Raw genomic sequence first — 20,400 nt, 5'->3', positions numbered from 1 at the left:
TCAAGGATAAATCCATGGTGAAAGCAAAAAGCGCGGGGCCCCTCGAGGTAAATCCGTGGTGAAAGCAAAAGACGCGGGCCCTTCGGGATAAGTCAGTGGTGAAAGCAAAAGACGCGGGCCCTTCGGGATAAGTCAGTGGTGAAAGCGAAAAACGCGAGGTCCTTGGGCAGTTCAGGGGTGAAAGCGGAAGACCGCGAGCCCGTATCCGGAAAGCGGATGGGGGATATGCCAGGGCTGGTGGTCGCACTCTCCCTTTTTTGCCCGGTAGATATTCTTTCCGGTGAGGCCTTTCACCTTTCCGTTTTCGTCAAAGATCAGTGTGTATCTCCCGCCCCTCGGGACACCCACCATGTAGTCCGGCCTCTCCACCGGCGTCATATTGATGACGAAGAGAAGGCCCTGCTTTCCGGACTTATCCTTTCTGTAGAAGCTGAAGATCGAGCGGTCCGCATCGTCCGCATTGATCCACTGGAAGCCATCCCAGGAGTCGTCGATCTCATACATTGCGGGATGATCCCGGTAGAGATGGAGGAGGTCCTTCATAAAGGACTTCAGATCCCGGTTCAGCGGCTCCTCGCAGAGGTACCAGTCCAGCGCCGCGTTTTCATTCCACTCATGGAACTGCGCGAAATCCTGTCCCATAAAGAGGAGCTTCTTCCCGGCATGTCCGAACATAAAGAGATAGGCCGCCTTGAGATTTCGGAACTTGTCCTCTGTGCTTCCCGGCATCTTGTTGATCATGGAGCACTTCAGATGTACGACCTCATCGTGGGAGAGGACGAGGATGAACTTCTCGCTCGAGGCATAGCTCATGCCGAAGGTCATTTTATTGTGGTTGAACTTCCGGAAATAGGGGTCCAGCTTCATATAGTCCAGGAAATCGTGCATCCAGCCCATGTTCCACTTAAAGTGAAAGCCGAGGCCGTCGTCCTCCGGCCGGGCCGTCACCTTCGGCCAGGCTGTGGATTCCTCCGCGATGATGATGCTCCCGTCTCCGCGGCCGCGGATCACGGAGTTCAGGTGCTTGAAAAATTCTATCGCATCGAGATTTCCGTTTCCGCCGAAGCGATTCGGGACCCACTGTCCGTCTCTTCTGCCGTAATCCAGATAGAGCATGGAGGCGACCGCGTCCACACGGAGGCCGTCGATATGGTACTCTTCATACCAGTAGAGCGCATTTCCGATCAGAAAGTTCTTCACCTCGTTCTTGGAATAGTTGAAGATCTTTGTCCCCCAGTCCGGATGCTCCCCCATCCTGGGATCCGGATATTCATAGCAGGGCGTGCCGTCGAAGTCCGAAAGTCCGTGCGCGTCCTTTGGGAAATGGGCGGGCACCCAGTCGAGAATGACACCGATATTTTTCTGATGGAGGTAGTCCACAAGATACATGAAGTCCTTCGGACTTCCGTAGCGGGAGGTCGGCGCGAAATAACCTGTGACCTGGTAGCCCCAGGAGGCATCCAGGGGATGCTCCGCGATGCCCATGAGCTCAACATGCGTATAGCCCATGTCCAGGCAGTACTCCGCGACCTCCACCGCGCTCTTCCGGTAATTCATAAAGCCGGTCTCGCTCCCCGGATCCTTCTTCCAGGAGCCTAGATGGAGCTCATAGATCGCCATGGGACTCTCATAGAGATTCTGTGCGGCTCTCTTTCGCATCCACTTCTCGTCTCCCCACGAAAAATTCGAGAGATCCGCGGTCCTGGAGGCCGTGCCCGGGCGAAGCTCCGCGGAGAAGCCATAGGGGTCCGCCTTATAGAGGATTTCTCCCCACTCGGTGTGGATCGCGTACTTATAGAGCTCTCCAAAGCCCATATCCGGGAGAAAGCCCTCATAGATTCCGCTTTGCTCAAGCGGGAGCATATAATTTGCCTCCGCATTCCACCCGTTTCTGTCACAGACCAGGGAGACCGCCTTCGCATGGGGGGCCCAGACGGCAAAATGCATCCCCTTCCTCCCGTCCAGAACCGCGGGATGCGCGCCCATCTTCCGATAGACACTGTAATTTCTGCCATTTCCGAAGAGATAGCGGTCCAGCTCCGTCAGAAATACCGGATCCAAAGCCTCTGTCTTCGCAGGATTCTTCTTCTCCATCACATCCTCCTATGCTCTTCCCGGCTCCGCGAAAAAGGGCTCTAAAACTGCCTCTTCCCCCCGGCACTATCCGTTCGCGCCCTTTAATTTTATGATCCGCTCCCCGTGCGCGGGGACCAAAAGCTGCAGCCTGTCCCCGGAAAGCGGAAGCTCCTCCTCCAAAAGGAGGTCGATCGCAAGCTCCGCCTTCAGCGGAAGCTTGAGGCTCAGCTCCGCCGGGCTGTCGTCACAGCTCAGCGCGATGAGCACCGCTCCGTTTCCCTCCATCCTGGCATAGGCCCAGTGGCGATTTTGAAGCAGGATCTCCCGGTAGGCTCCGCTCTGAAGCTCGGAGTTCCTGCCGTGGATCTCAGAGAGCTTTGCGAGGTAGCTCGTAAATTCGTTCGGCTTCATCTCCTCCGTGATCCTCGGGCGAAGCGGAGCATCATCACCGTCCTTCCCCTTCCTTCCCTCCAGTGCGAACTCCCCGCCGTAGTAGATCGAGGGTTTCCCCGGCAGTGTAAAGAGCGCCGCATAGCAGGGGTAGAGGTCCTCCCGCCGGTCCAGCTTCGATGCGATCCGGTCCACATCGTGGTTTTCGAGGAAGGTATAGAGCTCCCCCGCAATCTGAATGTTCCGATTCAGATTGTGCGCCGGCTCAAAGAAGTTCCGCGTGTTGAAGCCGGAGTAGAGGGACTTATGGAGCTCATAATTCGTGACGGAGTGCAGGGTCTCCGGATTGACCCAGCGCTGATACTCCCCGTGGATCACCTCTCCCATGAGCCAAAACTCCGGCTTCATCTCATTCGTGAAGTAGCGAAGGGATTTCTGGAAATGAAGGTCCAGGACGTCCGCGCAGTCGAGGCGGAGGCCGTCGATATCAAATTCCTTCACCCAGAAGCGCACGATCTCCACGAGATATTTCCGGAGCTCCTCACAGTTAAAATTCAGCTCCGGAAGCTCGTTGACTCCGTGCCAGGCGGAGTAGGAGAAGGGGTCCCCGAGCGGAGAACGCTGCCCGAAGTTCACTCCCTTGTACCAGTCCCGGTAGGGGGATTCCTCCCCTTTTGAGAGGAGATCCTGAAAGGCGAAAAATTCTCTCCCCGTGTGGTTAAAGACGGTATCCACGACTACGCGGATCCCGCACTTATGCGCCATCTCCACAAAGCCGCAGAAGTCCTCGTTGGATCCGAGGCGCCGGTCGATTCTTTTATAATCCCGGCTGTCATATCCGTGGGAGGAGGATTCGAAAATCGGTCCGATGTAAACGGCGTTGCATCCCAGGACCTTGAGATACGGGATACAGGCCGTGAGCTCGGAAAAGCGGCGGCGGATCGCTCCGGAGTCATTTCGCTTCTCCGCCCCCACCATGCCCAGCGGATAGATGTGATAGAATATTGCGGAATCATACCATGCCATAGGCGGCCCTCCATTAGAGAAAACTACAGGCGGCTGACAAAGCCTTCGATCCGCTCCAGGGCCTTCTTGAGATCCTGAATGGAGTAGGCGTAGGAGATCCTCATATAGCCCTCCCCGCAGGCCCCGAACGCGTTGCCGGGAATGATCGCGACCTTTTCCTCCCGGAGAAGGCGGTTTGCAAAGTCCTCACTCGTCATATGAAAACGGCGAATCGAGGGAAAAACATAGAAAGCCCCATAGGGCTCAAAGCAGTCCATTCCGATCCTGCGGAGATTAGCGACCAGAAAACGGCGGCGCGCATCATAGGCCTGCCGCATCCTCGCGACATCCTCATCCCCGTTTCGGAGCGCCTCTACCGCCGCATACTGAGAGCAGGTCGGGGCACACATGAGCGCAAACTGATGGAGCTTCAGCATCTGACTTAGGATCCTCTCCGGCGCGCAGGCGTAGCCGAGCCTCCAGCCGGTCATCGCATAGGCCTTCGAAAAGCCGTTGATGTAGACCGTCCGCTCCCGCATCCCCGGGAATTCGATGATGGAGCGGCTTCTCCCCCGGTAGCTTAATTCCGAGTATATCTCGTCAGTCAATACAAAAAGATCATGCTCCTCGATGAGAGGAAGCAGCGCTCTCAAGTCCTCCTCCTCCATGATGGCCCCGGTCGGATTGTTGGGGAAGGGGAGGACCAGAAGCTTCGTCCGCTCCGTGATCTTCTCCCTGAGCTTCTCCGCGCTCAGGCGAAAGGAATCCTTCTCCTCCAGCTCGATCGGCACCGCCCTCCCCCCTGCCATGAGCGCGCAGGGGACATAGGAGACATAGCTTGGCTGGGGGATCAGCACCTCGTCCCCGGGGTTTAGTATGGCGCGCATCGCAAGGTCGATCGCCTCGGAGCCGCCGACCGTCACCATCACTTCAGAGGACGGGTCATAATTCACGGAGAAGCTCCGCCTAAGATAAGCCGCAATCTCCGTCTTCAGCTCCAGAAGGCCCGAGTTTGAGGTGTAGAAGGTTCTTCCCTTTTCGAGGGAGTGGATCCCCTCCTCCCGGATATGCCAGGGCGTGTCAAAATCCGGCTCTCCGACTCCCAGAGAGATCGCGTCCTTCATCTCCGCGACAATATCAAAAAACTTCCGGATTCCGCTCGGCTCGATCTCTGTGAGCACATGGTTCAGCGGAGCACTCATGGAGACACCTTCATTCTCTCATCCTTCCGGATCCGTTCCAAGATCGTGCTGTGATCCTTATATTTTTTCAGTACAAAATGCGTCGCGGTAGAGAGGACGGATTCCATCGGCCCGAGCTTCATGGCGACGAAATTCGCGACCTCCTTCATGGTCTTTCCCTTGATCATCACCGTGAAGTCGAAGCCGCCGCTCATCAGGTAGAGTGCGTCCACCTCCTCGTATTGATAGATCCTTTCCGCGATGGAGTCAAAGCCCATGCCGCGCTGCGGCGTCACCTTCACCTCGATGAGAGCGTCCACCCTCTCATCCTCTGTCTTATCCCAGTTGATCAAGGTATGGTAGCCGCAGATGATGTGCTCCTTCTCCATGGCCTCGAGCTCCGACGCCACTCTTTCCGGCTCCTCCATAAGGATGTCCGCGATGTCCTCTGCCGTCAGCTTCGCGTTGTTCTCTATCAGTAAAAGGATTTTCTCCCTCATGCTTTCCTCCGGAATTCCATTCTTAAGATTGGCGTCTTTTGCGCGTCTGAAGCCCGCTCCCGGTCCTTCCCGCAAGCCCTGTTTTGGGATATCACACGGCTGCTCCGCGCTCCCACATCCGAAAGTCATTCGGACTCTCGGCCCCTTTCGGTTCCTCCGTCCTCATGCCTTTTGCGCGTCTGAAGCCCGCTCCCGGTCCTTCCCGCAAGCGTGAAGGACCGGGAGCGGGCTTCGACGCTTGTGATATCATTGTACTGAAATTCGTCCTTCTAAGCAAGTCGATTTGTGCCGCTTATGATGCACTTGTACTATTTTCCGCCTTCTGTCCTCTTATGCTTTTTATCTCCGTTTTTGTCTTTTTATCGTCCCGAAAGGGGATTTGGCACTTCCCCTTTTGTGAGGAAGGAGGGTGCGGTGCCGTCTGTCCTGAGACGCTTCCGGTCCTCGCTGAGGGATCCGATCACGGAGGAGCGGACGCCGCACTGCCCCAGCTTTTCGGAGAGGGCATAGCCTCTTTCCAAGGCCATGAGGCAGCAGTTTCCGGAGGGGAGGCGGAAGGGATTTTGCGAAAAGAGCTCACAAAGCTCAATGCTCAGGGAGAGAAAGGGGATTTTCCCATAGGAAAAACGGCAGCCGAAGCTTCGCCCGCCCTTTTTGCCCTCACATAGTCTCCATATTGCGTCAAGCACACCGCCGTCCTCTACCGAAATGAGGGCGGAGAGGCCATAATCCTTCGCATAGCCGGGGATCAGGTCCCCAAGCTCCCCGGGAAAGATCTCCCCCGCGTTCTCCTTCGCGATGAGATCCTTCTCATAGAGGGTGACCGCTCTTCTGTCCTCCCTGTGGAGAAGAAGCCCGCATGCCATGATCCTGTCCTCCCGAAAGGAAAGGAGCGGAAGTCTCTCCAGCTTCCTTCGCTCCTCCCGGAGATAGCGCCGTGAAAAGCGGCGGCAAAGCTCCTCTTCCCGGCTCTCAAGGAGCGTCCTCGTTCCGAGGAGCCCCGGAATACCGATCAGCAGAAGCTCCTGCCCCGCCCGCATCTCCGTCACGATATGCGCCTTCGCCGCTCAGCGAAATATTGTGAGCACTCCGGGGAGAACCATCCCGATGATCATGACCGCTACCAGTATCGCCACAATGATCGTTGTGATTGTCTTCTTCTGATTGATATTCATTTTCCCTCCTGAAAAACATCCGTTCCGGGATTCTGCCCGCAATCAGATATAATGCTTTTTTGAGAATTCGAGCCGGCTCAGCGCTCTTGCGAGAGCGGCCTGAGACATCTTGTACTCCTGCACGCTCTGCTTCTGCCTAAGTCTCTCCTCCGCTCTCTGCCTCGCCTCCTCCGCCCTCCTCACATCGATCTCCTCGGGCCGCTCCAGAGTGTCGACGAGGAGTGTCAGGCGGTTATTCGCAAACTGGAGGATGCCCTTTCCGACCTCGACATGGACCCAGCTTCCGTCATCCTTTTGGACGTCCAGCGTCCCGACCTCCACCGCCACGACGATCGGCGCGTGATGTGCCATGAAGGCGATCTCCCCATCCAGCGTCCGGACATTGAGATAGCGCGCCTTGCCGTCGTAAAATACCTTATTCGTCGCAATGACCTTCAGGCTGAAAAGCTCCGCTGTCTTAGCCATGGATCGTCTCCGCCTTCTTCTTCACATCCTCGATATCGCCGACATTGAAAAAGGCGGCCTCGGGGAAGTCATCCATCTCTCCGTCGATAATGGCCTTAAAGCCTCGGATCGTATCCTTCAGCGGCACATAGCGCCCCGCGACTCCGGTGAACTGCTCCCCGACGAAGAACGGCTGCGAGAGGAAGTTTCTCAGCTTTCTCGCCCGGTAGACGAGCATCTTATCCTCCTCCGAGAGCTCCTCCATGCCGAGAATCGCGATGATATCCTGGAGCTCCCTGTATTTCTGAAGGCTCCGGAGTACGGCCTGCGCGGTCTCGTAGTGCTCCTTCCCGACGATATCCTCCTCCAGGATCCGGGAGGAGGATTCCAGCGGGTCCACGGCCGGATAAATCCCCTGCTCCACGATCTTCCGGGAGAGGACCGTCGTCGCGTCCAGATGGGCGAAGGTCGTCGCAGGCGCCGGATCCGTCAGATCGTCCGCCGGGACATAGACCGCCTGCACCGAGGTGACGGAGCCCTGCCTTGTGGAGGCGATCCGCTCCTGGAGCTGTCCCATCTCCGTTGCGAGAGTCGGCTGGTAGCCGACGGCGGAGGGCATGCGGCCGAGCAGGGAGGATACCTCCGATCCCGCCTGGACAAAGCGGAAGATATTGTCGATGAAGAGAAGCACGTCCTTGTGCTCTACATCCCGAAAATACTCCGCCATCGTGAGCCCCGTCTCCGCGACCCGCATCCTCGCACCGGGGGATTCGTTCATCTGCCCGAAGACCAGCGCGGTATTTTTGATGACGCCGGACGCCGTCATCTCGGTGTAGAGATCGTTTCCCTCCCGGGATCTCTCCCCCACTCCGGTAAAGATGGAGTAGCCGCCGTGCTCTGTCGCCACGTTCCGGATGAGCTCCTGAATCAGGACGGTCTTCCCCACGCCGGCCCCTCCGAAGAGCCCGACCTTCCCGCCCTTTGCGTAGGGCGCGAGGAGGTCGATGACCTTGATCCCGGTCTCCAGGACCTCCTGCACCGGACTCTGATCCACAAAGGAAGGGGGCTTCCTGTGAATCTCCCAGCTCTCCGAGTCGAGGATCTCCTCCTTTTTATCGATGGTCTCCCCGAGGACATTGAAGAGCCTTCCGAGTGTCTTCTCCCCAACGGGGACGCTGATGCCCTTTCCGAGGGACTTCACCGGCATATCTCGCTCCAGCCCCTCGGAGGGGGAGAGCATGATGCAGCGGACGACATTCTCCCCGAGATGCTCCGCTGTCTCCATCACGGCCCTCACCCCATGGTTATCCACCTCCATGGCGGTTCTGATGGTCGGAAGGGGGCCCTTTTCAAACTCCACATCCACGACCGGTCCCATAACCTGAACGATTTTTCCCGTCTGCATGCTTTCCCTCTCCCGTCTCAGGGCCGGACTCTCGTCCCGCCCCGGCTTCTTCTCTTCGCCTTCGCCCTCTGCTGCGCCCTCGCCCCGGCGGCGACCTCCGTGATCTCCTGTGTGATCTTAGCCTGCCTCACCCTGTTGTAGAGCGTTTTAAGCTGCTGCTTCAGCCTGCTTCCATTCCGGTTCGCCGCGTCCATCGAGGTCATGCGCGAGTTCTGCTCCGAGCAGAAGGACTCCACGAGCGCGCTGTAGATGAAACCGTTGATATAGTCCGGAATGATATTTTCGATCACCGCATCCGGGGAGGGGAAGATGTTGAAGGCCTCATAGTTTGCGCTCACCGGGTTCCCCGTGAAGATCTCCTTATGCAGCTTGTCCAGGGGGAGGAGCTGATTGACGCAGGTCTCCATCTCGAGGGAATTCTTCATCCTCGTATAGACGATATAGAGCTCATCGATCTCCCGATCCTCAAAGAGCTCCATCATCCGCATCGTGATCATTCTGGCGCGGTGGAGGGTCGGGTTCTGCGCCGTATAATGGAACTGCTCCTCGATCTCCTGATTCTTCGAGTGGAAGTAGACCCTTCCCATCTCCCCGACGACGAAGAGCTTGGAGTTTCCGTGCCGGCTCAGAGTCTCCTCCGCCATCTTAAGGACATTGTGATTATAGGCCCCGGCGAGGCCCTTGTCCGCCGTGATGCAGAGCACCGCGGTCCTCCCCTCTCCCCGGAGCACCTTCTTCCGAAAGTCGAGATAGGGATGACTGTAGTCCGGCGGCAGATGCCTTATGATGCGGGCGATCATGGACTGAAGTGTATAGAAGTAGGGCTCCGTCGACAGAAGCTCCGCCCTGGCCTTTCGCATCTTGGTAGAGGAGATCAGATACATCGCGTTGGTGATTTTCATCGTATTGTCGATGCTGCTGATCCTGTCCCTAAGTTCCCGCGTCGTGGGCAAGCTGTGCCTCCTTCCCCGCATCCTTTGTATAGAGCTTTCGGTACTCCTCCTCGATCTCCAGAATCTTTTTCTCACTGTCCTCCGAAAGAAGGCCCGAGATCTCGATATTCCTTCCGATCTCCGGATACTTCTCCGAGAAATGCCGGAGGAGCTTCGCCTGGTAGTCCTTTACCTCTCCGCTCTCCAAAAAGAGCAGTCGCTTATTTAAGGCGACGACCAGGGTGATCACCTGCTCGGAGAGGGACATCGGATGCCCCAGCGGCTGCTTTAAAAGCTCCATCAAAATCTTCCCCTGGGCGAGCTGCTCCTTCGTTCCCTCATCGAGATCCGAGGAGAACTGGGTAAAGACCGCCATCTCCCGGTACTGCGCAAGGTCGATCCGGAGAGAGCCGGAGGCCTTCTTCATGGCCTTTGCCTGCGCCGCGCCTCCGACGCGGGAGACGGAGAGGCCCACATTGACTGCGGGGCGCTGGCCGGAGAAGAAGAGACTGCTCTCCAGGAAAATCTGTCCATCCGTGATGGAGATGACATTCGTCGGGATATAGGCGGAGACATCCCCGTCCAGCGTCTCGATAATGGGGAGGGCCGTGATGGAGCCGCCGCCGTGCTCCTCGCTCAGGCGGCAGGATCTCTCCAGCAGTCTGGAGTGCAGGTAGAAGACATCCCCGGGATAGGCCTCCCGCCCCGGCGCCCTCCCGAGGAGCAAAGAAAGCGCGCGGTAGGCCACGGCGTGCTTTGAGAGATCATCATAGACGATCAGGACATCCTTCCCCTTCTCCATGAAATACTCCGAAAGAGAGGTCGCCGAGTAGGGCGCGATATACTGAATCGATGCGGGATCCGCCGCCGTCGCCGCCATGATGCAGCAGTAGTCCATCGCATCATGCTTTTTCAGATTGTCAACGAGAGAAGCGATCGTGCTCTCCTTCTGCCCGATCGCGACATAGACGCAGATGCAGTCCTTCCCCTTCTGATTCAGGATGGTGTCGACCGCGATGGAGGTTTTCCCGGTCTGGCGGTCCCCGATGATCAGCTCTCTCTGCCCCCGTCCGATCGGGAACATGGAGTCAATCGCGAGGATGCCCGTCTGAAGCGGCTCACTGACCGATTTTCGGTCTATAATGCCGGGGGCTGGCTGCTCGATCGCGCGGTAGCCGTCCGCCGGGATCTGTCCCAGTCCGTCTACCGGAGCGCCGAGCGCGTCGATCACCCTTCCGAGATACTGATCTCCCACGGGAATCCCGGCCCGCTTCCCTGTCCTTATCCCGCGGGAGCCCTCCGCGATATCCGCCTCGTCCCCGAAGAGGATGACACCGATCCGATCTCTTTCGATATTCTGTACCATGCCCTTCACGCCGCTGTCAAAGAGGATGACCTCTCCGTACATGGCGTGATCCAGCCCGTCCAGGATGACGATTCCGTCCCCGACGCTCTCCACAAAGCCGATCTCCTTCTTCTCGGCCTTCAGATCGAAGCTGTCGACGGAGCTCCTCAAAATCGTCATGATATCCGCGTCGCTTGTCAGAGAGGATCGGGTATTCTGGATCTCCTGGAGAAACTGCTCTCTCCTCCCCCGGGTGCTCCAGTCGTACTGGTCATTCCCAACCTCCAGGATAAAGCCTCCTCCGAGGGATTCATCCTTTTCCAGCTCAAAGCGGGTATGATTCATCTGATAGCGGTCTGTGACGAACTTCTTGATCTTCAGAAGCTGCTCTTCCGTCGGCTTCGTCACATAGCGAAGCTTCACCCGGAGAGTCGTCGCCTCCGCGTTGGAGAGCTTCTGGTACTCATCCGCGATCTCCTGCCAGGAGGATACGGAATTATCGTCGACAAGCAGCTTCAGGATATCCCTGACCTCGGCGGGAAATACGCTGTCTATGATCTCGTGGCGTTTTTCCAGCGGAATCATCGGGTCCGCGAGCTGGGAGGAGGTCTCCGGCAGTACCTCAAAGATTCTGCTGCTCTCCTCGATGACGCTCTGCGAAACCTTCATCCTGTTCAGCTGCTTCGCATACTCTATCGTTTTCTGAAGCATATTCCTCCCTTAATCCCCCTTGCCCGTATCCTTCAGGAAGGTGTCATAGAGCTTACTGTCATTCTCGCTGGAATCCTTCGAGGCCGCAATCTTGTAGGCCGCCTGCGCGACGAGGAGCGCCATCTGCTCCTGCATCTCATGCTGCTTGGCCTTCGCCTCCTTCTCTGCCTCCAGCTTGGCATCGCTCAGGATTCTCTCCGCCTTCTGCCTCGCATTGCCGATGATCTCATCGTACTCCTGAGAGGCCTCGAGCTTCGTCTTCTCAAGCTGCTCCCTGCGCTCTGCCTCCACGCCGTTCATGCTTGTCTCGTACTGTTTTCGGAGGTCCTCCGCCTGCCGCTTCGCCTCCTCCGCATCCTTATAGGAGCTGTCAATCTCGCCCCGGCGCTTTTCCAGCACCTCCCGCACCGGCTTAAAGAGAAAGCGGTGCAAAAAATAATACAGGATCAGGAGATTGATCACTGTGAAGATAATATTGGTAAGTTCTACGCTGAGCATCCCTTCTCCTTCCCTCTCCCGGCTCCCGCCAATCACTTAAGCAAGCCGTTCCTACTTTAAAAAGAAGATAATCAGGATGCCTATGACGAGACCATAGATGGCGGTCGCCTCCGCAAGAGCACAGCCCATCACCAGAGTCGTCGTGATCTTCTGGCTGGCCTCCGGCTGTCTCGCCACCGCCTCCACCGCCTTTCCGGTCGCAAGTCCGATGGAGATTCCCGCTCCGATACATGCCAATGCTGCGATTGCAGCTCCCAATGCTACCATAACCCTACCTCCGTTTCGTAGATTATCCGCCCCTTATTCCCCGACCTCTTCCTTGATGTAGAGAGAGGTCAGAAAGACAAAGACATAAGCCTGAATCAGTCCGTCAAAGATGTCAAAGTAAAGGCTCAGAACCGCCGGGAGTCCCACCGGGACCACGAGCTTTACCAGTTCCATAATGACAAAGGCCCCGAGCACGTTTCCGAAAAGCCGCATGCAAAGGGAGAGGGGACGAATGAAAAGCTCCAGGATATTGATCGGCGTCACGATGGCCACAGGCTTTGTGAAGCTCTTAAGCCAGCCTTTCGCGCCGAGCGCACGAATCCCGGCAAATTCCACCAGGAAGATGCTCATAAGGGAGAGGGCGATCGGAACATTCAGATCCTTGGTCGGCGGCTTCACACCGAATATGCCGATCAGATTCGCAAGGCCGATGTAGAGGAGTACGACCGCCATATAGCTTCGGTACTCCCTTCCCTTCTCCCCCAGCATTTCCCCCGTAAAGCTGTCCAGCCGGCTCACAATCAGCTCCGAGAGAAGCTGCCTCCTCCCCGGATTCCGCACCTTCAGATTGGAACCGAGATAAAACGCGGCGGCGATCAGCAGCACCATGACGGCCCAGCTGATTACGACCGACTCAGAGATTCCGATCCCTCCGAAGATGGGTATCGTAAAGACGGTCTTCACCTTCAGCTCATTCAGAAGCTCCTCCGCAAGCTTTTGCATCCCTTTCCCTCCCCCTTTTTGTCCCGGAAGACATTCCATTATATACCCTGTAAATATTTATTCAAGGGACTTTCTCAAAGTCGAGACAAAGGGAGGGAACGGCCCCCGCAGCATGGCCGTCCCCTCCTCCTTCTTTTCTCCCGTCAGGCCGCGGCCGTACTAGAGGAAAGCGCGTTGGGGAGCGTTGCCTGTGTCCCCGCCTCCGCACTGCTCAGAGCTGCCGCATTGGTGATCGCGGCGGCCTCCTCCACGCGGAGATAGCGCTTTGCGACATAGGCGTCCTGTCCATTGTAGTCGATGATCGCCCAGTCATTATCGTAATCGCCCTTGTAGTGGACCTCCGTCCCCCCCTCGAGCCTCGTCAAAATCTCGGAGCCCTCCGTGCTCGGCTTCGTCCGGACCCTGAGTCCCTCTGCCGCGAAATACCGCTTCGGACTCTCCGTCGTGACCGGAGCCGTCGTCTCAGGGGCCTGCGTCTCGGCCGCACTGCTGTCCGCCTCGGAGGAGCTTTGCTGCGCCGCCGGCGCCGTAGTCCGCGTATTCTTCTTGGAACCGCCGCTCACAAAGGCGCGGATCAGGAAGAAGAGAAGGATCAGGCAGAGAATCGGAACCGCGATCTTCAGGATGTTGTAGATGTCAATCTCATAGACATCCTGCCGTTCCGTACCTCTCCGCTTTCCCGTGCCGCCTGCATTCCGCCCGCTCGTCCTGAGGCCTGTCGTCTTCTGCGCGGCATTCCTCCTTGGGGTATTGCGAAGCGGCCTTGCCGGGCGTTCCCCGAGGCGTCTGCCCGTCCCCGTGTTCCTCGTGTTCCGCCCCGTGGACACGGATCGGCTCATCTCCCTCGCTCTCTCCGATCCGCTCCTGCCGGAGGAGCCCGGACTCGGATTCGCCTCCTTGAAATGGAGCGCACTGATCGGAATCTCCACCCGGCCGGTCACGGCGGAGGCTCTCCGGCGCTCAAACGGCTGCTCCAGGGATGGGGATTCCGACGGCTGCTCCTCCGCCCCCTCTCCGGGCTGCTCTTCTCCCCCGGAAACCGCCGCACCGTCCGCCTTGCTCCGTCTGGGCTGGTCCCGATCCACATAGGCCGAAAGCTCCTCACGAATCAAATGGAAGGACTCATTGGCGTCCTCCGGGGACACCCCCTCTCCGGAATCTCCGATCGAGCGGATCCTGTGATAATTGTCCCGGGTCTTCGCACCGATCAGACGGTTGTCATAGAGCTGGTCGATATCCCCCTCCAACTCGCCGGAGACAAGGACAGCCTTGTCGATCTGAATCCTCACCAGACTCTTCAGAATCTCCCTGTTCAGAACAGCCGCGTCCTGATATCTTCCCCTGGAGATCAGGTTCTGCGCATCATTCAGCTGCACCCGGATATTTCCCCAGATACTGTTCTCTCTCGATGTTGGCATCGGTTTACCTCCTTCTGCCTATGCTGGTCCCTCCTATCATAATATTTATATTTTGGCATTGCAAGGAGATGTTCGATAAGAGCGGTTCTCTGTGTACAGCAGTCTCCGCCGTACAAAGCTCAGGAGAAAATCCTCCAGCCGGCGATAAAGTGGCTCGCCCACCAGCCGTTCAGACTTCTGTTTACGACGCGGCCGTTGGAGGAGGAGGCATCGATGACTCCACCTCCGCCCGTCGCGATCCCGACATGCCCTGATACGACGATAATATCTCCGGCCTGCAGCTCCCCGTAGGAGACCCTCTTGAAACGGCCCGGGCTCCTCCAGCCGGCGGAGGACATATAGGAGATCCCCACACCGGACTGGTTTAAGCACCAGTAGACGAAGCCGGAGCAGTCAAAGGAGTTCGGCCCCTTCGAGCCCCAGACATAGGGGCAGCCGATCTTTGAGGAGGCGACGGAGATCAGTCTCCCCGCGGAGCCGGATACCGTCGCTCCTCCCCCTCCCGTGCTCTGCTGGACGGGAACCGAATCCGCACCGCTTCTTCCCTGTGAGCCTCCGCTCCCGCTCCTTCCGCTTCTTGCCGGCGTCTTCTTCGGCTGCTCCTTCGGCTTGGACTTCACATTGCCGGAGCCGAGCTTCGCGAGTGTCTGCGCGCCTGCCATGCCGTCGGCATTCAGCCCGTTCCTGGACTGGAAGTCGGCGACCGCCTGCTTCGTCAGCTCCCCGAAATAGCCGGAGGCCTTCTCCTGCGGGAGGTAGCCGTATTTCGCGAGGAGCTTCTGAAGATTCGCGACCTCGTCCGACTGCTCTCCCAGCCGCATGCCGTAGGGCTTTGCGCTGTCCGAGTCGAGCGAGGCTCTGGTATCCGGTCCCAGGTAGCCGTCGACGATCTGATCATTTCTCGACTGAAAGGCCCGGATGGCATTCTGCGTGCTCTGGCCGAAATTTCCGTCCGCGCTGCCGGACATATAGCCGAGCGCAATGAGACGCGCCTGATACTTCTTTACGATGTCGCTCTGCTCTCCGAGGGCAATGATATTCGCCTTTACGTTGTCGGAATAGAGCAGCTCATCCGTGGACTGTCCCACCGTGCCGTCGACCTTTAAGCCGTTGACCTCCTGCATCTTCTTCACTGCGGTCTCCGTCACCGCATCGAAGCTTCCGTTGATCTGGCTTGCCTCCGTCAGATAGCCGAGATTATAGAGGCGGTACTGGACATTGGTGATGTCATTTCCCTGAAAGCCGAGCTTCGCCGCATAATGCGGGGCGGAATCCGCCATCAGAGCGTCCCAGGTGCTCACACCCGTGATGCCGTCCATGGGCATCCCGACCTGTCTTTGGAAATACTGCACGGCCTTTGAGGTGGCATCCCCATAGTAGGTGGTGGGCTCATCCACATCCATATAACCGAGGTCCATGAGGCGCTGCTGCAGATCCCGGACAACGGAATTGATGACGCCGACGGTCAGATTGACCGGCGCGAGCTCCTCCGCGTTCTGATCGATCGTCACCCCGTCCACAGAGGGAAGAACATTGCCGTTGACCCCGAGTGCGGCCACGGCCCGGACCGCTTCTGTCTCCTCCGCCGTCGTCACGACAATATCGGTCTCCGAAGCGGAGCTGTCACTTTTTTCTCCCACCCGCCTTTCGCAGCCGGAAGCGGCAAAAAGCAGCGCCGCCGCAAAAAGGGACAGTCCCTTTCTCCATAAAATCTCTCTTCTCATCTTCTCTTCTTCCTCCTTCCGCCGTCCAAAAAGCGCTCCCCGCTTCCCGGCGAAAGCTTCTTCCCTCTCTATACGATAACAGAAAAACCTTGATTCCCACTTTCCCAAATCACTGCCGGAAACGCGATCCTCCCGATGGAGTCTGCGTTTCCCCGGCCCGGCTTTCTCCCGGCTTTCTAATTCTCCGAAGATTTGTAATTATAACATAGGCCCCGGCCCCTTGTCCCCATAAAATTTGATCTGCCCCGGGAAGCGGGAAAATCAGAGGCGTTAAGCAGCATCCTGTTCCGTCAAGCTCCTGTTTTCCCGCGGAGCGGCCGCCTGATTGCAGGACACTTTCACTACAGGGCGCTGCCTTGACTTTTTAGATGCGGACATTATACTTGTGCGTGGTTTTATTTAAAGAGCGTGGGATATGCGGCAAAGCGGAGGGCCGGAGCATGCGTTTACGCCATATTGCAGGATCAGAGGACTTTGTCCTTCAGTCGGACGCCGCAGTGCGGGAGCCCGCGCGCTTTCGGGGGAGGTGGAAGGAGGATTTCTTCCGAAATCATGCGCCGATCCATATCGAGATCGGGATGGGAAAGGGACGCTTTCTGACGGAGCTCTCCCTCCTCCATCCGGAAATCAATTTTCTCGGAATCGAACGCTACGACAGCGTTCTTATGAAGGCGATCCAAAGGAGGAAGCGGGCCGAAAAAGAGGGGGCGGACTTTTCGAATCTCTCCTTTCTGAGCATCGACGCAAGGCTCCTCCCGGAAGTCTTTTCGGAAAATGAAATCAGCCGGATCTACCTGAACTTCTCCGACCCCTGGCCGAAGACACGGCAGAAAAACCGGCGCCTCACAAGCCCGGTCTTCCTCCGAATCTATCGGAGCTTTCTGAAAGCAGAGGGAGAGCTTCGCTTTAAGACAGACAATGAAGCACTCTTTCGCTACTCTTTGGAGAGTATCTCCTCCTCCGGCTGGTCCCTCCTCGAAAAGACAGAGGACCTCCATCGAGATCCCGTCCTCTCCCGGGGGAATGTCATGACGGAATACGAGAAGAAGTTCTCCGAAAGAGGGAATCCCATCTTCGCGCTCTATGCAAGGCCGTAAGTGCTTCCCCGTCCCTCCTCTTCCGCCCCCCCTTCTGTTCCAAAACGCGAGGACGCAGAAGCCTCCCGATCCTTATTATGGAAGCGCGGAAAAGCCTCCGGGAACTCCTTTTTCTCATTCCCGGGGACTCCCCGCGGCGGCCTTAAATTTTTTTGAAAATCTCTTGACTTTTCCCCGCGGCTTTTGTATATTTATGAGCGTCGCCGGAGGGCGGCACAGTATAAAAGCGCCCTTAGCTCAGTTGGTAGAGCAGTAGACTCTTAATCTATTTGTCCAGGGTTCGAGTCCCTGAGGGCGCAGCAGTGCGGAGGAGCGAAGGCTCCTCCGCACCTTTTCTTGCAGGAAGAAATAGTATACAATAGAACACAGGCCTGCTTTTTGAACAGGAAGACGGATTTCAGGAACAGGAGGACGGCATGCAGACCATTCTAGTTTGTGATGATGATAAGCAAATCGTGGAGGCGATCTCCATTTACCTGGCCGGAGAGGGTTTTCGGCTTCTGAAGGCCTACGACGGCTATGATGCCTTAAAGATTATGGATCAGGAGAAGGTGGATCTCCTGATTATCGATGTCATGATGCCGGGTCTGGATGGGATCCGCACCACGCTCAAGATCCGCGAGAAAAGCTCCATCCCCATCATTATCCTCTCCGCAAAGGGCGAGGACAACGACAAGATCCTGGGGCTGAACATCGGTGCGGATGACTATATCACAAAGCCCTTCAACCCCCTCGAGATGGTGGCCCGCGTAAAGTCCCAGCTCCGGCGCTACACCCAGCTTGGGAATATCGGCGAGGCCGGGAATCTGGACAGCATTTATTCGAGCGGCGGTCTCGTCATCAACGACGACACCAAGGAGGTGACAGTGGAGGGAGAGCCGGTAAAGCTCACCCCGATCGAGTACAACATTCTTCTCCTCCTCGTGAAAAATGCGGGCAAGGTCTTCTCCATCGACGAGATCTATACCTCGATCTGGAACGAGCAGGCGATCGGAGCGGACAATACGGTCGCGGTGCATATCCGGCACATCCGGGAGAAGATCGAGATCAATCCGAAGGAGCCCCGCTACCTGAAGGTGGTCTGGGGAGTCGGATATAAGGTCGAGAAGCAGACGAGCCTAGAGGATCCCAGAAAATGAAGCGAATCCTGGCAGGCTCCGTCAACGCCTTCTCCATCCTTTTGGTCCTCGCGGGCATCATTACGCTGGCCTTAAACTCCGAGCAGGGCGGGATTTTGGCCTCTCTCGCCAACCCGGCTTACTTGGATTCTCCCGTCTTTGAGACACAGGTTTCCGAATCTGTCAACGACATCTTTGACTACATCGATCTCAAGGATATCTTCGAAAACGGCAGCGCCCTGGATCTGAACCGGACCATCGCGCAGAGCGAGACGGCAGGCGCGTCCCGCTCCTACAGCCTGGACTATCTGATCAAATACGCCCGTTCCATGGGCTATTACCTTAACGAAAAAAATGAGATCCGGGACGACGGTCCCGCGACCGTCACAAAGCTTCAGGACGAAAAACAACATCAGATCCGCGTGACCTACCGGGCTTATATGCCAAACTACCAGCCCAGCAGTCCCTCCGACGGCCTTATGAGCCTCGGAAAGCTCGCCCAGGAGACGCTGAGCTATCTCGCAAAATACTACGCGGTCCGCTCCGAGTTCTTCGATCAGCCGACGAATCTCCGCTTCTATGCCTCCTACTCCGGAGACGGGAAGTCGACGAGCTATACCAACGCGCCGGAGCTCAGCATGGATACCCTCTCCCAGTCCGGAAAATATCTCTATACCGATTCCGAAACGCTGGAGTTAAGCTCAAACATGAAGACCCCGCCGAACCTGGTCCCCCTCCTGCAGGCGAGAAATCCCTATCAGAACGGCTCCTACCTTTTTGCGGTCAGCATCGACACGGATTTTCCGAGCCAGGATGCCTATGCACTTGCGGCGGCCCGCTATCACTCCCACCACGTCAACACCGTGGTGGGGCTTGTGCTGCTGTTCTTCGGACTTTTCGCCTGTGCGGTGAGCTTCTGTGCGCTCCTCATGCTCACAGGGAGAAGCGCGGAATCCGGGAAGATCCATCTCTACCCCACGGATCGTCTGCCCTCAGAGCTCCCGATCCTCCTTTTCCTGCTCTGGATTCCGGCCTCCGGTGCGCTCAGCCGCGCTCTCCTCGCCTCCCTCGAGAATTTCACCGGGAGCATGGAGCACTGGGATTACTGGCACGGCGCCCTCCGCCTCTTTTTCCGCTACCTCTTCTTCCTGCCTCTCTGCCTCTCTCTCGCGAGAAACTATAAGGCAGAGACTCTCTGGGAATACTCCTTCCTCCGAAGGATGCTCCTCGTCATAAAGCACTACATCCGCTCCGCGGCGCTCACGGCTCCGCGCTTCTACAGCATCCTCCTCTTCCTGCTCCCCAATCTCTCGGGGCTTTTGCTGATCGGACTCCTCCTCTACCGCTTCTTCACCCGGGCAAGCCTCTTCTGCTTCCTGGTCGCATCGGCCCTCCTCCTGATTCTCCTCGCCATCGACTTCTATGCCTGGAGGATCGCCACCGGCCTCAGCAAGGCGGTGAACGAGCAGGTGAAATCCGAGCGGATGAAGGCCGATCTCATCACCAATGTCTCCCATGATCTGAAGACTCCCCTCACCTCCATCATCAACTATGTGGATCTCCTGAAGAGGGAAAAGATCGAAAATCCCAGGGCGGCGGAGTATCTGGAGGTGCTGGATCAGAAGGCAAACCGTCTGAAAACTCTGACGGAGGACCTCGTGGAGGCCAGCAAGGCAAGCTCCGGCAATGTGTCGATCGAGCTCACAGAGCTCGACTATGCCGCGATGGTGCAGCAGGCGCTCGGCGAGTTCGAGGAGAAGATGAAAGCGGCGAAGCTGGATGTGATCCTGAATGTGCCGGGGCGTCCCGTGCTCATCCTGGCGGACGGAAGAAGGCTGTGGAGAGTGCTGGAAAATCTCATGAATAACTGCTGCAAGTATGCGCTCCGCGGAAGCCGCGTCTATGTGGATGTCCGGGAGGAGGAGGACTCTGCCTCCTGCACGATCAAAAATATCTCGGAGGCCCCCTTAAACATCTCTGCGGAGGAGCTGACCGAGCGTTTCGTCCGGGGCGATGTCAGCCGGACGACCGAGGGCTCCGGTCTGGGTCTCTCCATCGCGAAGAGCTTGAGCTCCCTCATGAAGGGACGGCTCGAGATCTCCATCGACGGAGATCTCTACAAGGCCGCGGTCATCCTGCCAAAGCCGCACCGAAATGAGGAGGCGGGAAGGCCGGGCACTGTCCCGGATGCAGAGAGCGCCATGGAGAAAACCAATGAAGCCGTAGCGGAGCAGGTGAGAGAGCTCACGGCGGAGCTCCCGGAGATCGATTCCAGACTCGCAAAGCTCTCCTCCAGAGAGAACGGAGAAGAAGGACAGGGCCGAGAAGAGCAGGGCGAAGAAGAACAGGCCGAAGAAAAAGACAAAGACTGAGACAGAGAACCGAGAAGCC

At 57.4% G+C, this 20,400-nt stretch carries 17 protein-coding genes and 1 tRNA gene; 4 read left to right on the top strand and 14 right to left on the bottom strand.

Translation table 11 applies throughout. The features are described 5' to 3' along the window. Window positions 1-171 precede the first annotated feature (171 nt). From glgB to GCWU000341_RS01495, 14 genes are all read right to left on the bottom strand, one after another. Window positions 172-2,094, bottom strand: a complete 1,923-nt coding sequence (gene glgB, locus GCWU000341_RS01560) for a 1,4-alpha-glucan branching protein GlgB (protein WP_009213921.1) — start codon at window positions 2,092-2,094, stop codon at window positions 172-174. Window positions 2,095-2,160: 66 nt separating this feature from the next. After that, window positions 2,161-3,492, bottom strand: coding sequence for an alpha-amylase family glycosyl hydrolase (locus GCWU000341_RS01555; protein WP_009213920.1), 1,332 nt, complete (start codon window positions 3,490-3,492; stop codon window positions 2,161-2,163). A 23-nt stretch (window positions 3,493-3,515) separates the two neighbouring features. Further along, on the bottom strand, window positions 3,516-4,673 hold the full coding sequence (locus GCWU000341_RS01550) for an aminotransferase class I/II-fold pyridoxal phosphate-dependent enzyme (RefSeq protein WP_009213919.1): 1,158 nt from the start codon (window positions 4,671-4,673) through the stop codon (window positions 3,516-3,518). After that, the gene (locus GCWU000341_RS01545; protein ID WP_036598946.1) at window positions 4,670-5,152 is read right to left on the bottom strand and encodes an Lrp/AsnC family transcriptional regulator; all 483 of its coding nucleotides are present in this window, start codon (window positions 5,150-5,152) and stop codon (window positions 4,670-4,672) included. Before GCWU000341_RS01545 ends, GCWU000341_RS01550 begins: the two co-directional genes overlap by 4 nt. 359 nt (window positions 5,153-5,511) lie before the next feature. Next, window positions 5,512-6,201, bottom strand: a complete 690-nt coding sequence (locus GCWU000341_RS01540) for a hypothetical protein (protein WP_050761868.1) — start codon at window positions 6,199-6,201, stop codon at window positions 5,512-5,514. A gap of 168 nt (window positions 6,202-6,369) precedes the next feature. Continuing rightward, on the bottom strand, window positions 6,370-6,792 hold the full coding sequence (gene atpC, locus GCWU000341_RS01535) for an ATP synthase F1 subunit epsilon (RefSeq protein WP_009213915.1): 423 nt from the start codon (window positions 6,790-6,792) through the stop codon (window positions 6,370-6,372). Continuing rightward, window positions 6,785-8,176, bottom strand: a complete 1,392-nt coding sequence (gene atpD, locus GCWU000341_RS01530; protein WP_009213914.1) for a F0F1 ATP synthase subunit beta — start codon at window positions 8,174-8,176, stop codon at window positions 6,785-6,787. Before atpD ends, atpC begins: the two co-directional genes overlap by 8 nt. Window positions 8,177-8,193: 17 nt before the next feature. Next, a complete protein-coding gene (atpG, locus tag GCWU000341_RS01525; protein ID WP_040652889.1) occupies window positions 8,194-9,129 on the bottom strand; it encodes an ATP synthase F1 subunit gamma in 936 nt (311 codons plus the stop codon). Next, the gene (gene atpA / locus GCWU000341_RS01520) at window positions 9,107-11,164 is read right to left on the bottom strand and encodes a F0F1 ATP synthase subunit alpha (RefSeq protein ID WP_009213912.1); all 2,058 of its coding nucleotides are present in this window, start codon (window positions 11,162-11,164) and stop codon (window positions 9,107-9,109) included. The genes atpG and atpA overlap by 23 nt, the downstream gene beginning before the upstream one ends. Window positions 11,165-11,173: 9 nt before the next feature. Continuing rightward, window positions 11,174-11,662 carry a F0F1 ATP synthase subunit B gene (gene atpF, locus GCWU000341_RS01515; protein WP_009213911.1) on the bottom strand — a complete coding sequence of 163 codons (489 nt, stop codon included), beginning with the start codon at window positions 11,660-11,662 and terminating at the stop codon, window positions 11,174-11,176. 51 nt (window positions 11,663-11,713) lie between these two features. Further along, complete coding sequence (atpE, locus tag GCWU000341_RS01510; protein WP_009213910.1) at window positions 11,714-11,929, bottom strand: ATP synthase F0 subunit C; 216 nt, start codon at window positions 11,927-11,929, stop codon at window positions 11,714-11,716. A 33-nt stretch (window positions 11,930-11,962) separates the two neighbouring features. Beyond that, window positions 11,963-12,652 carry a F0F1 ATP synthase subunit A gene (locus tag GCWU000341_RS01505; protein ID WP_040652887.1) on the bottom strand — a complete coding sequence of 230 codons (690 nt, stop codon included), beginning with the start codon at window positions 12,650-12,652 and terminating at the stop codon, window positions 11,963-11,965. Window positions 12,653-12,795: 143 nt separating this feature from the next. Then, window positions 12,796-14,070 (bottom strand): SH3 domain-containing protein, encoded by a 1,275-nt coding sequence (locus GCWU000341_RS12530; RefSeq protein ID WP_009213908.1) that lies wholly within the window; start codon window positions 14,068-14,070, stop codon window positions 12,796-12,798. 119 nt (window positions 14,071-14,189) lie between these two features. Continuing rightward, window positions 14,190-15,794, bottom strand: a complete 1,605-nt coding sequence (locus GCWU000341_RS01495; protein WP_036599441.1) for an NlpC/P60 family protein — start codon at window positions 15,792-15,794, stop codon at window positions 14,190-14,192. Window positions 15,795-16,234: 440 nt separating this feature from the next. Between GCWU000341_RS01495 and trmB the strand changes: the two genes are divergently transcribed. The 4 genes from trmB (at window position 16,235) to GCWU000341_RS01475 (ending at window position 20,381) form a co-directional block, all read left to right on the top strand. Then, entirely contained in the window at window positions 16,235-16,891 is a 657-nt protein-coding gene (trmB, locus tag GCWU000341_RS01490) for a tRNA (guanosine(46)-N7)-methyltransferase TrmB (protein ID WP_040652884.1), read from the top strand. Between the two features lie 226 nt (window positions 16,892-17,117). Then, window positions 17,118-17,190: transfer RNA gene (locus GCWU000341_RS01485), tRNA-Lys, on the top strand. Window positions 17,191-17,307: 117 nt separating this feature from the next. Then, the gene (locus GCWU000341_RS01480) at window positions 17,308-18,030 is read left to right on the top strand and encodes a response regulator transcription factor (protein WP_009213905.1); all 723 of its coding nucleotides are present in this window, start codon (window positions 17,308-17,310) and stop codon (window positions 18,028-18,030) included. Continuing rightward, a complete protein-coding gene (locus GCWU000341_RS01475; protein ID WP_009213904.1) occupies window positions 18,027-20,381 on the top strand; it encodes a sensor histidine kinase in 2,355 nt (784 codons plus the stop codon). Before GCWU000341_RS01480 ends, GCWU000341_RS01475 begins: the two co-directional genes overlap by 4 nt. Window positions 20,382-20,400: the final 19 nt, after the last annotated feature.

The sequence above is a fragment of the Oribacterium sp. oral taxon 078 str. F0262 genome, from assembly GCF_000160135.1.
GTDB lineage: Bacteria > Bacillota > Clostridia > Lachnospirales > Lachnospiraceae > Oribacterium.
Note: the sequence above shows the minus strand (reverse complement) of the source record. Positions and strands in the feature narration are given on the sequence as shown.